We start from the raw sequence: 13,896 nt of genomic DNA, 5'->3' as shown, positions 1-13,896 counted from the left end.
AAAACCTCGGGTTTTTAGTTTCCAATAGCGGATTTTCCAGATACAATTCCAGTATGAAATATGACGTGTGTATTATTGGCGGTGGGGCGGCAGGCCTGATGGCCTCCGTGTTTGCTGCGCAGGCGGGAGCCAAAACCGCCGTCATCGAGAAAAACCCCTCCATCAGCCGCAAATTGCTCAAGACCGGACGGGGGCGATGCAATCTGACGCATACCGGAACGGTGGAGGAGTTTGTCCGCGAATACGACTTCTGCGGTCGGTTTCTCAAGCACAGTCTGTACGAGTTTTCCCCGGATGCGGTACGGCAGTTTTTCGCCCAGAAGGGACTGGCAACCAAACTCGAAAAAGACGGCTGCGTCTATCCGATCACCGACCGGGCCACCGATGTCAGCCGGATTCTGTTTGATACCGCACGACGCGCAGGAGTCACTTTCGTTCACGGGCGATGTATTGAGACGCTGGAAAAAAATTATGGCGGCGGATTTGTAATGAAAGCGGGTAATGACGTCTATGAAGCCAACGCGGTGATTATCGCCACCGGCGGGATGAGCTGGCCGTTTACCGGCTCCACCGGCGACGGCTATCGCTTCGCACAGACCTTCGGCCATACCATCATCCAACCGCGTCCCGCACTGGCGCCGGTAACAACCGTCGAGACCTGGCCGACACGTCTGCAGGGAGTGGGGGTACCAGAGGTTCGGGTCAGCACGATCATTGACGATAAAAAAATTCAGACGATCGGACCGTTGATGTTTACCGATGACGGTATCGGCGGACCGGTGATTTTTGACTTATCGCGGTCAATTACCGACTACATTCATACCCATCCGGCACCGCTGCCGATCAAGCTGGACTTTTGCCCGTCGAAGGATTTTCAGCAATTGGAACAGTGCATCCTCGACGGTTGTGCCGCCTACCCCAAGCAGGAAATCGCTCGCGTCATTACCGACCTTTTGCCCCGGGCGCTGACTTTGTACCTGGTGGAACAGATTCAGACCGACGGCCGGCCAATCCTGGCCAGTCAGCTGCCCAAAGACGCCCGGCGCGAACTGATTCGCCTGATGAAGGAGATGCCGCTGACCATCCAGGCGATTCGCCCGCTGGCTGAGGCTACCATCACCCGCGGCGGCGTCAGCCTCGACGAAATTGAACCCACAACCATGCAGTCCAAACTCTGTCCGGGCCTGTTTTTTGCCGGCGAAGTCATCAACGCCGATGGCCCCTGCGGGGGATATAACCTCCAGATCGCCTGGTCCACAGGAGCATTAGCGGGGAAACAGGCAGGACAATGGAGTAAGAATCATATTCCATGAAAAATAAGGCATAGACTGTTTAATTCCCTATGCAAATTCAGAAATAAGGTTTTTAGAAAGGAGATTCTATGGTTTTAGTTGGTTGATACGGTATTCTGGTGTACAATTAAGCAACAAAATCTAATATTTATCCGATCTTGCGGTTCTGATCGCTTACACCAAGCAGGAGAGATTTGACGCAAATATCTTCATCCAGCTCATCCCAGTGAAGCCCAGTACCGCCTCCGCTGATAACATAATGCTGACGCTGCTGAGACGTAGCCTTCATCAAGCGGGGAAAATAAGCCAGAGGAACACCAAGGATGCGGCCATCGTTCAGCTCCACCCACATGGTGTTGTCATCGAATCGTAATGTCTTGGCCGAAGGTTCAGAAACCAAAATGCTCATTCCAATACTCCTGAATCAATTTCTTGTTGTCTTCGGCGACCCGGCACAACTCATTGAGTTCTGCCGATGTCATCCCATACGAAGAAGCCACCGACAATTCCGGCTCAAGCCAAATCTTGGCAACCGCATCGGCCTTGCGAATATGTACATGCAAAGGCTCACGAGGATAACCCTCGTTGGAATAAAAGAAAAATCGGTATCCTTTATATCGGAATATCGCTGGCATACTCTAATATCATACTATGTTTTGAGGGAATTTGTAAAGATTATTCCGGGTACACGACAGCAAAAGTCTTTTATGCAAAGTATTTGAGACTCTTGTTTTCCACAAGATCAGCCAGTATAGTAACCAAAACCTTTTATATGATTGAGTTTCCGGGACGATGTATGCAAAACAATAAAACCAAAGATTTTAACTGGCTATCCATTGCCACGGAATTAAAGGCCATCTCGCAGGCGGGCAAGGCCTTTGCCAAAGATGTCTATGAAAAGCAGCGGCATGAAAAGATTGAATGGATTGCCGCACAGATTCTCGAACGCCATACGGACCTCGACGCCGACACCATCGTCTCGATGCTGCAGAAAGACTGCGGCTACCCGACGCCGAAATCCGACTGCCGCGGCGTGATTTTCAAGGACCATAAAATACTGCTGGTCAAGGAAATCGAAGACGGCGGCTGGACGCTGCCGGGCGGCTGGTGTGATGTCGGCTCAACACCGGCGGAAAATGTCATCCGCGAGGTCTGGGAAGAATCCGGCTACAAGGTCCGCGTGCTCAAGCTGCTGGCTGTCTGGGACCGCAACAAGCAGGGCCATACGCCGTTTTATCCGTTCAACATCTACAAATTTTTCTTCCACTGCGAAATCATCGGCGGCGCTCCTGCCAGCAGCCACGAAACCAGCGAGATCGCCTTCTTCGGCGAAGATGAAATCCCGCCTCTGTCGCAGTCGCGGACGATGCCGCATCAGATCAAGCGCTTCTTCGAGCATCTCCGCAACCCCGACCTGCCGACGGATTACGACTAAGAACGCTTACAGATCAATCATCACTGTTGTCCAAAATGGACATAAAGGCCTCCTGCGGGATGTTGACCTGCCCAATGGACTTCATCCGCTTCTTGCCTTCCTTTTGCTTCTTGAGCAGTTTCATCTTGCGGGTTACGTCACCGCCATATAATTTAGCCAGCACATCTTTGCGATATGCTTTAATGGTCTCGCGGGCAATAATCTTGCCGCCGATAGCCACTTGCAGCGGAATCTCAAACTGATGTTTGGGAATCGCTTTGCGCAATTTAAGAATCATTTTGCGTCCGCGATATTCGGCATTGCTGCGATGAACAATCAGGCTCAGTGCCTCCACAGCCACCTTATTGACCAAAATATCAATCTTGACTAAATCGCCAGCTTCAAAACCGATGAATTCATAATCCATCGTCGCATAGCCATGGCTGATGCCCTTGAGCAGGTCATAAAAGTCATACACGATTTCCGCCAGAGGGGCTTTGTATTCCAGCATCACGCGGGTTGGGCCCAGATATTCAGTCTTGATCAGCTTGCATCGCCGTTCATCCGCCAGCTTCATAATCCCCCCCAGCGAATCACTGGAGGTAATAATTTCCAGCTTCACAAACGGTTCCCGGATTTCGGCAATCACCGACCGGTCGGGCAGTTCGCTGGGCGAATCGATGCGTTTTATCGTTCCGTCGGACATCAGGATTTCATAACTGACTGTCGGTGCCGTCTGAACCACATCGATATCATTTTCGCGTTCCAGGCGTTCCTGCACGATTTCCATATGCAGCAGACCCAGGAATCCGCAGCGGAACCCAAAGCCCAGCGCCTGAGAATTTTGCGGCGAGAAGGTGAAACTGGCATCATTGATCGCCAATTTCTCAAATGCGGTGCGGAGTTTGGGATAATCGGTCATGGCACCGGGATAAAAGTCTGAAAACACCATCTGCATCGGCGGTTCATAGCCGGGCAGGGGCTTTTCGGCGGGATTGCTGAAATCGGTAATGGTATCGCCCACCCGCACATCCGACAATTCACGAATATTGGCAACAACATACCCTACCTCGCCGCTGGCAAGCTGGGAAACCGGCGTCATTTGTGGACAAAACTTACCTAATTCTGTAATGGTATAGGCCCGTCCGCTGCCCATCAGCTTGATTTTCTGCTTGACGCTCAGCACTCCCGCCACGACCCGGACATAACAAATCACACCCCGGTAATCATCAGCATGGCTGTCGAAAATCAATGCTGCGGTTGGCTCGTTTGTTCGATCCGGCGGCGGCGGCAGCTTGGTCACAATCGCTTCCAGCAGAGCATCGATATTTTGCCCGGTTTTGGCGCTGATGGGGATGCATTCTGAACCATTCAGACCCAAAACATGCTCCATTTCTTCAGCAGCCACCTCCGGCTGGGCAGCCGGCAGGTCGATTTTATTAATCACCCCCAGAATTTCGCAGCCACTTTCGACCGCAAGATAAGCATTGGCAACAGTTTGCGCCTCCACGCCCTGGCTGGCATCCACAACCAGAAGCGCCCCTTCACAGGCCGTCAGAGCACGGGATACTTCATAATGAAAGTCCACATGACCAGGCGTATCGATCAGATTCAGCATATACGTCTTGCCGTGATAGGTATAATTCATCGTCACTGCAGAGGCCTTGATGGTAATACCCCGTTCCCGCTCAAGGTCCATATCATCAAGCATCTGTTCCTTGCGGTTGCGGGGATCAATGGCTCCGGTCTTTTCCAGCAAACGATCGGCCAGCGTGCTTTTGCCATGGTCAATATGGGCAACAATCGAAAAATTACGTATATGTTCTGTACTCATAAAGGGTTATCTGCTTTCTTTGAGATTTATAGAAAGGGGGATTATACCGCAAAAGGCAGGAGGATGCAACGGGGGTTCAAAATTCCTGGGCTGTCGATGACACTACCACACGGCCGCACCGGTTTTTGCCAGATCCAGAAGCCGTGAGGGGGCCTCCGGCATTGCCGTCCGTGCAGACAAATACAACGACTCAATCACCGCCATCGTATATAAATCCGTTCCCGGCGAGGGATACAGCGCATACTGTTGAGGCGACAAAATAGCCCTGGCAAAATTCGTCAGCAAATCCTGCATCCCGTGAAATTGCTCCTGGGAAAACTGAACATTATCGATAAGTTTTCCCTCGTTGTCGCTTATTGAAAATTCATCCCGAGTCAGCGTGATAAATTTGTCTTTACCGTGAATCCGCAGGTGGCGTCGGGCCGGCCCCAGCGTTCGGCTAGCAACAATCTGGGCAACCAGTGTATCGGTAAAACGCATAATTGCCATGGCATTGTCTTCGGTAATACTGAGCCGCTGCTGTCGGTCGGGAGCCTGACTAATAAGCTGGGCATACACCTGCTGCGGCAGGCCAAAACACAACACAATCTCATCCAGCAAATCATAGCTGTTCTGGATCAGCACACCGCCGCCAGCCATCTGCGGATCCAGCAGCCAGCGTTTGTGCGGGGGGATTTCGCCCTGCGGAACATGGCAAATCGCCGTGATCAGGTGCCAGTAATCCGGCTCCGAATGGGATAATTCTTCACGAAGACGCAAAACCGCCGGTTCAAAACGCCCCGGCAAGGCCACCACGAAATGCACATTTTCCTTACGGGCCAGTTGAATGAAAGACGCACATTGCTCAAACGTCAGTCCGGCAGGGGGAGTCTTGATGATATGACATTTGTTTTGAATCGCCTGGCGGATATGGTCGGCACACAGATGCAGCGGTGCCCCCACAAACAGCACATCCGCGGGATTCTGCATAATCATCCGCCGGAAATCCACATAGACCGGGCAGTTGTAACGACGTGAAAAGGACTGGCCAAGCTGGACATCCTCATCGGCGACGGCTACAACCTGGTAGTCCTCCAACGCCAATGCCAATTCCAGCATTTGCTGAATGGGCTCGGTTAAGCCCATGGCTGCCACTTTGATTTTTCCATGTTCCATAAACACCCGTTCGATACAGACCCCAGCAGCCCCGTAAGGATAAACCTTCTGTCAGCTCCAGGGCCTGCCCTGATTCTATTTCCAGATTACCAGATATCCCTCGACCCTATCACCGCGATTTCAAGGACTTGCTGAAGTGGTGGTATTATAACACCCGGCCCCCATCTGTCCAGCTAAAGTCTGCAGATAGAAATCTTCTATATAAAAACAATTTATACCGAGAATATCGTATGTTCATCGACTGCCCCCTTCCTCTCCCAGAGTCTCATAACTGACGCATCCGGCGAACGAATCTCGGTAAAGACCTATAATCATTGGCAAATTCGATGTTTTTTTGCATACATAAAGAATTTATTAAGCCGCCGTTTATTTTGACCTGATTATCGTCGAGTTATGAAGAAACAATAAAGAGAGGCTCTAAACATTGCTTTTGAGCGGCAAAGAGATGATTTTGCTCACAGGCAAGGAAGGCAAAATGAGCTTTTTTTGGATAATCAAGCGGCTTTTGCCTGACACCGCCAGAGACAAAAAGAGTCCCTGGTCCGCCAAAATGAATGATTAGCGGAACCCCTGATAATATCTGGTATTGCCGTTTGCCTTTTGTGGAGTTCGCAGATGAAACAAGGAAAAGCATTTCTCTCAGCAGGATACATGGTATTGTTCCTGGCTGTCATAGGCCAGACCCACGCGGCATCCCGAGATGTATTTGATATGACATTAGAAGAGCTGATGGACGTTCCGATCGTGTCTGCTTCCCGCTTGCCGACACAGCCGGCGTATCTATCCGCTTCGACCACTGTGATTACCGCAGAAGATATCCACTACAGCGGAGCAACCAGCATTCCTGAACTGCTGCAATTTGTCCCCGGAGTGGATGTCCGCCGTCTGGACCGTCAGCGGCAAATCGTCGGCGTGCGGGGCTTGTTTGGAACCTTTTCCGACCGGACATTAATTCTGATTGATGGCCGGCCTGTGACCAGCCCGGTGTTTGGAATCACCCATTGGGAAAATCTTCCGGTGATGATGGAAGACATCGAACGCATTGAAGTCGTTCGCGGTCCGGTGGGTGCCGCATGGGGCGCCAATGCCTTTACCGGCGCCATCAACATTATCACCAAGAAACCCGGCCAGATTCAGGGCGGGCTGACCTCGACAACCGTCAATGAATACGGCGATGTCTTTACTCATCTGCGTTACGCCGCAACCCAGGGCCGCTGGAGCTGGAAGGCCTCCGCCGGCTATGAAGGGATCGAGGATTCCGACGCGGCGGGCGCCGGCAAATATCGCTCCGATATCGCTTTATCAATCCAGTCCCTGATGGGAATCGGCAGCTATTCAGCCCGCGACTGGGGGCGATTCTGGAAATTCGATCTTGGTGCGGAATACCGTGCCGACGACCAGACCCGCTGGAGTTTTGGTGCCGCTCATACCTCCAGCCAGGAGGGCGATTATGAATTTATCGGGGTCTTCCCGCGGCGTGACATCCTGGTCGAATATACCCGCATGTTTGTCCGAATGGATCACCAGTTCGATGAAGACACCAGCGGTTCAATTCAGTGGTCCGGCAATTTCTGGCAGTCGCATCGGCGCGTGGTGACAGACCAAATTGGATATATGCAAAATGATGTTGAAGCCCAAATCACCTTCAAGCCCGCTGAAGACCACACCGCCTCGGTCGGCGGCAATTTCCGCGGGGATCGTATCAACGTCGATAATCACTCCTCGCTGGATGAGCTGAATTTCTTCCATGACGTCTATAACGAATACTGGGCGGGTCTGTTTCTGATCGACCGCTGGGCCGTCACAGAACGATTCACCCTCGAAGGACAGCTGCGTCTGGACGATTACAGCGAAATCACCACCGACTGGTCCACGCGGTTATCGGCTCTCTATGCACTCGATGACAAGCAGGATCATATCGTGCGCACCAGCTTTGCCCGGTCGTTCCGTTCTCCTTCGGTCGGTATTCGCAAGACCACCGGCGATTATCTGCAGGCTCCAGGGGTTGGCGGCTTGTTCAGGACGATTCCAAGTGCTGACGGCATCGGCAATGAAGGCACCTATTACCTGGAGGCAGGCTACACCGGCAAGCTCACAGAGACTCTGTCGCTGAATATCGACACCTATTATCAGCGTATGGAACGCCTGATCGGCGTTATGAACACGACGGACATGTTTGGTGTGACCACCAGCACCCTGGACAATATTGACGGGGCCAACACCTGGGGCGCCGAAACGTCATTGACCTGGCAGTATAAGACCGTCAAGATAACCGGCTGGTACGCCTATAACGGTATTGCAACCGATGACTTCGCCCAGATCACCCGTTCGATTCTGCCCTCCCAGCACAAAGCCGGCATCAGCGGCAGATGGTTTTTCGATAAGGACTGGGCCTTCAACGCCAATTATGTCTATCAAAACGGCATCAACAGCTATGCTGCACTCATCAGTGATCCTGATGTCATGCATCGACTCGATTTGACCCTGTCGCATACCTTTGCCCGGGGAAAAGGCGAGCTGATGTTTGGTGTGACCGATGTGCTCAATAATACGATTGAGTCCGTGTATGATGTAGGCAGCTTTTCATCCCTGGAACTTCCCGGCAGAACGTTCTTCGGACGATTGCAGATTCGCTTTTGATACGCCTATTACAGACAACCCGGGATGCGCCCGCTCTCGTCCAGCGGAGAATGACGGTTTGGAGTCGGCACTTGCCCAACAACGCCATCAGCCGTTAGAAACATGCGGTATTTTTTGCCCCTGCTTGATATCCATATCCAGCTTCCAGAGGTATTTCTGAGTCCGAAAGGAAATAAAGCCCAGCAGCAGGATCGACACGACCAGCAGCCAGGGCAGCAGCGGCAGAATCCATCGCGTCCCCAGCAGGGTCAGGGCGGCGTTTAACACGATAAACCAAATCCGGATTTCCGTTGGCCCTGTGGCAAGATAGGTAATCTTGAACTCCCCCGTCGCCCCAAAGCCGAGGAACGAGGCGGTCATATAGCCGCCAAAGACCGGAATCAGATACAGGATAATCTCCCGGCTGGTTCCTTCGGTCAGCAGGGCATAGCCGATTAATGTGGAGCATAAAAAGACATAATCCAGCAGGTGGTCCATATAGAATCCCCACTTGATCAGGCCGGTGTCTTTGTAGCGGCCGATGGCGCCGTCAAAAGCATCTGTAAACCATTGCAGGAAAATCATTAACGAACTGAGCCACAGCCAGTGCAGGTTGCCCGTACGCCCGGCCAGCCAGCCGAAAACAATCAATCCCACACACCAGGGAATCGTCAGCAGGGTCAGATGCCAGGTTTCGATCCAGCGGGGAAAATACGGCGTCAGCCATGTGATAAACTGCTTTTCATACGGGGCCAGCAGGGTTTTCATCGGAGCCTTGCCGGCGGCACCGGTGGGTTGTGTTGCCACGATGTTCCTCCTTCCAGACGATTTCCGATTTTTTGAAACACTGTACCACCGCTGACGGTCTGAGTCAATGCAGGGCAAGCTGTTTTCCTTGCTTTCGACGAAGATTGCTGATACATTCAAGCTTTATATAAGGAGACAAAACAATGTCTGCACAGATATCCGAAGAACGCAAAAACTGGTATAAAATCGGACTGGTCATGCAGATTGCCGGCGTATGCCTGTTTACCCTGCCGTTTATTGCCATTATCGGTGTGATGATATTGTCCGCCCTCCATGGTGGTTTTGAACCAAAGAGCGTTGTGTTTGTGCCGATTGCTTTTGGGATTGGCTTTGTCGGCTTTGCCCTGATTGCAGGCGGCGGCGTGGTTCGCGGCATTGCCGCCAGGGGCAAAGCGGGGTCCGGATTGACACTGGACCCGGAGCAGGCCCGCAAGGATTTGGAGCCGTGGAGCCGGATGACCGGCGGCATTGTCAAGGATGCTCTGGATGAGGCCGGGGTGGATATCGGGCAGGTGGGTACGCAATTTATGCGGGGCGGAGCTTCCCGGCCGCAAAAGGTTGTTATGATTAAATGCCCCCACTGCGGCAAACTGAATGAAGAAGATTCCAAATTCTGCCAGGAATGCGGCAAGTCGTTTTAGCCGAAACATGTTCGACTCCATAAAACAACCAAAGGCCGCTGGGGGGGGGGATCCGGCGGCCTTGTTGGCTGTAATAGAGAGAAGAAGAGAAGAAGAAAGTCTTTATTTTGGGTTAGCGGGGGGGGGGGCCCGCCATGGTATCGTTTTAGACCAGCGCTTCCTCCGTATCGAGGGCCATCATATTATCCATTTTTTCATTATCGGCCGGCTTGAACGGCAGCGGATCAGCAAACTGCACCGCAACGCGCCGGACAAACGGACTGAGTTCTTCGACCCGGCAAATCTTGCCGTGACGGATAAAGTTGGCCATATCGAAGGCCTGATGTGTCGTGTACTTGGGAACACTGAAGCGAGCGGTAATGTGGTCGCCGGGGAACGGGCACTTGTCGGCATAGCAGCTAAACGCCGCACCGCCGCTGGAAATATCAATCATCTGCCCCTGCACCAATTCATCCGTAAAGTCCTCCGCAAACCAAACCGGCCAATTGTAACGAAGCCGTGCTTCCGCCCTGCGTTCCTGTGTGTTCATGTCTGTCTCCTGAAATTGTTGTTTACGTTCGTCCGTGCTTTCTTTTCAGCAAATCGCACTTGTCTTTTCTGGGATATAGCTTCGGACAAACTCCCGGCTGGGATAACCCGCAAGAGTACTATTTTCAGGGCAAACTATAATTTCTATAAGTATCCCCATAGAAGGCTGTTAGAAGACAGACAGAGCGTGTTTTTATGGGACCTCAAGGCAGCTTTGGGGCCTTGATTATGCAACCACTAAAAAACCTCTCCGGAACCGTCCGATAACTGCCGGACTTGCTATTTAAACTGAAGTCTGGATTACTTGCCGGACAGGACCGCATCGGCGAAGATTTTGGCTCGCTGCTGGTAGTTTTCGAACATATCCCAACTGGCACAGGCCGGACTCATCAGCACCACATCTCCCGCCACAGCCAATTCCCGACAAACGGACACCGCTTCGGGCATAGACTTGACCCGGCGAATAACAACCCCCCCCCCGGCATTCATGATGGCTTTTTCAATCAGGTCTGCCGTCTGCCCCAGCAGGACGACCGCCTTAACCCGTTTAACAATCACTTTGCCCAGTTCATCAAAGGGAATATGCTTGTCGTAGCCACCTGCGATAAGAATTTTCGGCTCGTCAATTCCTTCCAGCGCGGCAATCGTGCTGACCGGCGTAGTCGCCTTCGAATCGTTGTACCAGCGGACATTGTCGATATTGGCGATCAATTGCAGCCTGTCCGGAAGCGACTCGAATGTCCTGACAGCACTAATAATGCGATCCCGAGCCACCCCGAAATGCTCCACAACCCGCAGGGCTGCTGCGAGATTGGACCGATTGGCACGTCCGATAAGTGGATATGCGTCCAGAATGTCTTTAGAAATATTATCGGAACTAAAAAGCAGGCTTATCCGTCCTGCCTGATTCTTATACATTTCATACCAGCTCAGGCTGACCGGGTCTTCGGCATTAAAGATAGACACACATGGTTTGTTCGAGCAGGTGCGTTGATTGCTGAAAATAAACTCCTTGGCGGCACAATAACCTTCAAAGGTTCCGTGGCGATCCAGATGGTTCGGGGTTAAATTTGTGATAACCGACACATAAGGGGCCAGCCTTGTCCGGGACAACTGTTCCAGTTGGAAGCTGCTAAGTTCAAGCACCACAATATCTTGAGACTGTATCTGATCCAGCATTCCCAGAAATGGCCGGTTGCCGATATTGCCGGACAGCCATACCTTATTATAAGGGATTATCTGCTTTTGGCCTTCACCTGCTGCCAGCAGGTGATAAATCAGCGAGGTCGTGGTGCTTTTGCCGTTGGAGCCGGTGATGCCGATGATCGGGGCCGGGCAGAGCTGAAAGAACAATTCGACCTGCGAGGTAATCATCGCCCCGGCCTTTTCCGCGGCAGCAATGAACTTGTTGGTGGGGGGGACAGCCGGATTGACAATCACGACGTCCGCAGTCGTAAAATCGTTCATCTGATGTTCGCCAAGTCGATATTCCATATCGGCACCTTCGAGCTGCTTGAGGGTTTTGGCCAGCTCCTCAGGCTTGGCCAAATCCGTAACCAGCACTTTGCCGCCGGATTTACAGGCGAACAGGGCACTGTCCTCGCCGCCGCCAAAACGTCCTAAACCCATGACAACAATACGTTTACCGCTCAGACAATTCGTTTTCATAGACCTTTTTCTCTTCCTGCAGGAAATAAAAAAGGTGGGCATAAACCCACCTTATGATACTTCATCGTATATCGGCAAAAGCTTACAGCGCTTTTGAAATTTCGATCTTGGCGTCGATAGCGGCCTGCTCGATGCATTTTTCCCAGTTGTCGCCAAACTGCTGGCTGTATTTGGTATCATTAAAGGCATACAGGATTGAGCGGGAAGCGTTAATCAGCGCGCCCAGACCGTTGTTGTCGCAGAAGCGAACACAATCGGCGGCAGTGGCACCCTGGGACCCATATCCCGGAACCAGGAACCAGCATTTTGGATACTTCTGACGCAACGCGGTGGTTTCCTGCGGGCTGGTCCCGCCGACGACCATACCAACATTACTGTATCCGGAACTGCCGATTCGTTTGGGCTGGTTAGCGATTTCGCCGACGACGCTGGCCAGTTTTTCGTACATCTTCACCCCGGCCGCATCCGCAAAGTCCTGAATGGCCGCTGCGGAAGGATTGCTCGCCCGAACCCAGACGAAGACACCCTTGCCCTGTTCGTCCGCTTTGTCGGCGAAAGGAATAATCCCCTCGGCGCCGGCAAAGCCGTTGATGGTGATGGCGTCCGGTGTAATGATGGCATCCATCTCGTCGAATTCCGGGTTGACTAAGTGAGCGTCGGCATAGCATTCGGCAGTATGGCCAATATCGCCGCGTTTGACATCGCCGATGACTTCAATACCCAGTGCCTCGGCCTCTGACAGGAGCGAGTAATAGACTTCAACGCCCTCCCAGAGATATTTTTCAAAATAGGCAATATTGATTTTGACCGCGGGCACTATCGGCGCGACGACTTTCAACGTACGGACACAGAATTCAAATACGGAATCGATTGCCGCCGGCAGATCGGTCTCGCCATCGCCGCGTCCGTACCGCAGGTTCTGGGGCAGCCGGCTATAGACCGGGTCCAGACCCACAATCAGGGGCGTGCTTTTCTTTTTTACTGCTTCGGCCAATCTATCTGCAAAATGACTTGCCACAAGTACATCCTTTCTTTTGGATCAAAAATAATTTACAATCTCGCATTCTTTTGACGAAACACTATACTCGCCGATGACGTATCGGGCAAGAACGAATTTAATTAAACTTTGGGTTTATCGGTAAAAAACAAGGATTTATACTGAATCAAAGTCCTGATTGGATATAGATATACGTGTATGACAACGACCGGCAGAAAAAAGCGACGACACAGCGGGCTGAAGGCCTTTTTATTTTTGATTTTGTTTGCATTATTCATTCTGGCGGTGGGATTGGTCCTGCTGGGCCATACGCCCAGGGCCTATCAGCCTGCGGCGGTTCCGCCGGATGGGCAGGTCAGTCCGTATCTGACGCACAAGCTCGGGCCGGATTTTTTCAACAATATCCAGCTTGACCAGCCATTTGAATTAGCAATTGATCAGCAGGGAGCCAATGAAATCTTCGCTTCGCAGTGTCCGGAGCCCCAGGAGTATGGCGGATTTTCGTTTGCCGCGCCGGCGGTAACGTTTACGCCAAAAGGCATTATCCTGATGACGACTATCGGATACAAAAATGCTACGAGCGTCCTGTCGGTTACGGCTCTGCCGACGATGGATTCGGCCGGGCGGCTCAATCTGAATATCCACTCAGTCAACCTCGGGGCGCTGCCGGTCACCGGAATCGCTTCCAAGCTGGCCCGGCAGTATGCCGATGAGTACCTTGTGCCGGAGGACGATGGGGAACTGGCACCGATTATTAACGGCGTGATTAACAATCAATCCTTTGACCCGGTGATGACGATTTCCGATTATACCGTACGGCTCAAGAGCTTTAAGCTCGAACAGGGCAGGCTGATTCTGCAGGTTGAGCCGGTCCGAAAGAAAAACAAAATTGCCGGGGACAGAGTTCCATAAGATGGGTGAATAAGAACCGCGTGGGCACG

13 protein-coding genes are annotated in these 13,896 nt (G+C 52.1%); 5 read left to right on the top strand and 8 right to left on the bottom strand.

Features of this window, described 5'->3' with window-relative positions; all coding sequences use genetic code 11:
• Positions 1 to 53: 53 nt before the first annotated feature.
• Positions 54 to 1,313 (top strand): BaiN/RdsA family NAD(P)/FAD-dependent oxidoreductase, encoded by a 1,260-nt coding sequence (locus ACQ9LF_RS03640; protein ID WP_462488010.1) that lies wholly within the window; start codon positions 54 to 56, stop codon positions 1,311 to 1,313.
• A gap of 127 nt (positions 1,314 to 1,440) precedes the next feature.
• Here ACQ9LF_RS03640 and ACQ9LF_RS03635 read toward each other — a convergent pair whose 3' ends face one another.
• Together ACQ9LF_RS03635 and ACQ9LF_RS03630 are read right to left on the bottom strand one after the other, a co-directional pair.
• Positions 1,441 to 1,701 carry a DUF2442 domain-containing protein gene (locus ACQ9LF_RS03635; protein ID WP_462488009.1) on the bottom strand — a complete coding sequence of 87 codons (261 nt, stop codon included), beginning with the start codon at positions 1,699 to 1,701 and terminating at the stop codon, positions 1,441 to 1,443.
• Entirely contained in the window at positions 1,682 to 1,927 is a 246-nt protein-coding gene (locus ACQ9LF_RS03630) for a DUF4160 domain-containing protein (RefSeq protein WP_462488008.1), read from the bottom strand. The genes ACQ9LF_RS03635 and ACQ9LF_RS03630 overlap by 20 nt, the downstream gene beginning before the upstream one ends.
• Before the next feature lie 161 nt (positions 1,928 to 2,088).
• Here ACQ9LF_RS03630 and ACQ9LF_RS03625 point away from each other — a divergent pair, with 161 nt between their 5' ends.
• Positions 2,089 to 2,727: an NUDIX hydrolase gene (locus tag ACQ9LF_RS03625; protein WP_462488007.1), complete on the top strand. Its 639-nt coding sequence runs from the start codon at positions 2,089 to 2,091 to the stop codon at positions 2,725 to 2,727.
• A gap of 13 nt (positions 2,728 to 2,740) precedes the next feature.
• Here ACQ9LF_RS03625 and lepA read toward each other — a convergent pair whose 3' ends face one another.
• Positions 2,741 to 4,540, bottom strand: a complete 1,800-nt coding sequence (lepA, locus tag ACQ9LF_RS03620) for a translation elongation factor 4 (RefSeq protein ID WP_462488006.1) — start codon at positions 4,538 to 4,540, stop codon at positions 2,741 to 2,743.
• Between the two features lie 102 nt (positions 4,541 to 4,642).
• Positions 4,643 to 5,695 carry a Gfo/Idh/MocA family protein gene (locus tag ACQ9LF_RS03615; RefSeq protein ID WP_462488005.1) on the bottom strand — a complete coding sequence of 351 codons (1,053 nt, stop codon included), beginning with the start codon at positions 5,693 to 5,695 and terminating at the stop codon, positions 4,643 to 4,645.
• A 615-nt stretch (positions 5,696 to 6,310) separates the two neighbouring features.
• Here ACQ9LF_RS03615 and ACQ9LF_RS03610 point away from each other — a divergent pair.
• Positions 6,311 to 8,335: a TonB-dependent receptor plug domain-containing protein gene (locus ACQ9LF_RS03610; protein WP_462488004.1), complete on the top strand. Its 2,025-nt coding sequence runs from the start codon at positions 6,311 to 6,313 to the stop codon at positions 8,333 to 8,335.
• A gap of 87 nt (positions 8,336 to 8,422) precedes the next feature.
• Here the strand turns inward: ACQ9LF_RS03610 and ACQ9LF_RS03605 are convergent, their stop codons facing one another.
• On the bottom strand, positions 8,423 to 9,121 hold the full coding sequence (locus ACQ9LF_RS03605; protein ID WP_462488003.1) for a CDP-alcohol phosphatidyltransferase family protein: 699 nt from the start codon (positions 9,119 to 9,121) through the stop codon (positions 8,423 to 8,425).
• Positions 9,122 to 9,264: 143 nt separating this feature from the next.
• On the opposite strand from ACQ9LF_RS03605, the gene ACQ9LF_RS03600 reads away from it, so the two are divergent.
• On the top strand, positions 9,265 to 9,762 hold the full coding sequence (locus ACQ9LF_RS03600) for a zinc ribbon domain-containing protein (protein ID WP_462488002.1): 498 nt from the start codon (positions 9,265 to 9,267) through the stop codon (positions 9,760 to 9,762).
• 145 nt (positions 9,763 to 9,907) lie between these two features.
• Here ACQ9LF_RS03600 and ACQ9LF_RS03595 read toward each other — a convergent pair whose 3' ends face one another.
• The 3 genes from ACQ9LF_RS03595 to pyrF form a co-directional block, all read right to left on the bottom strand.
• Entirely contained in the window at positions 9,908 to 10,291 is a 384-nt protein-coding gene (locus tag ACQ9LF_RS03595; RefSeq protein WP_462488001.1) for a PilZ domain-containing protein, read from the bottom strand.
• Positions 10,292 to 10,590: 299 nt separating this feature from the next.
• A complete protein-coding gene (gene murD / locus ACQ9LF_RS03590; protein ID WP_462488000.1) occupies positions 10,591 to 11,958 on the bottom strand; it encodes a UDP-N-acetylmuramoyl-L-alanine--D-glutamate ligase in 1,368 nt (455 codons plus the stop codon).
• An 82-nt stretch (positions 11,959 to 12,040) separates the two neighbouring features.
• Positions 12,041 to 12,976 (bottom strand): orotidine-5'-phosphate decarboxylase, encoded by a 936-nt coding sequence (gene pyrF, locus ACQ9LF_RS03585; RefSeq protein ID WP_462487999.1) that lies wholly within the window; start codon positions 12,974 to 12,976, stop codon positions 12,041 to 12,043.
• A gap of 177 nt (positions 12,977 to 13,153) precedes the next feature.
• Between pyrF and ACQ9LF_RS03580 the strand changes: the two genes are divergently transcribed.
• Positions 13,154 to 13,867 carry a hypothetical protein gene (locus tag ACQ9LF_RS03580; RefSeq protein ID WP_462487998.1) on the top strand — a complete coding sequence of 238 codons (714 nt, stop codon included), beginning with the start codon at positions 13,154 to 13,156 and terminating at the stop codon, positions 13,865 to 13,867.
• Positions 13,868 to 13,896 lie beyond the last annotated feature (29 nt).

This window comes from Anaeroglomus insulsum (assembly GCF_050689095.1).
In the GTDB taxonomy this organism is placed as follows: Bacteria; Planctomycetota; Phycisphaerae; order Sedimentisphaerales; family Anaerohalosphaeraceae; genus Anaeroglomus; species Anaeroglomus insulsum.
This window is presented reverse-complemented; position numbering and strand designations above follow the sequence as displayed.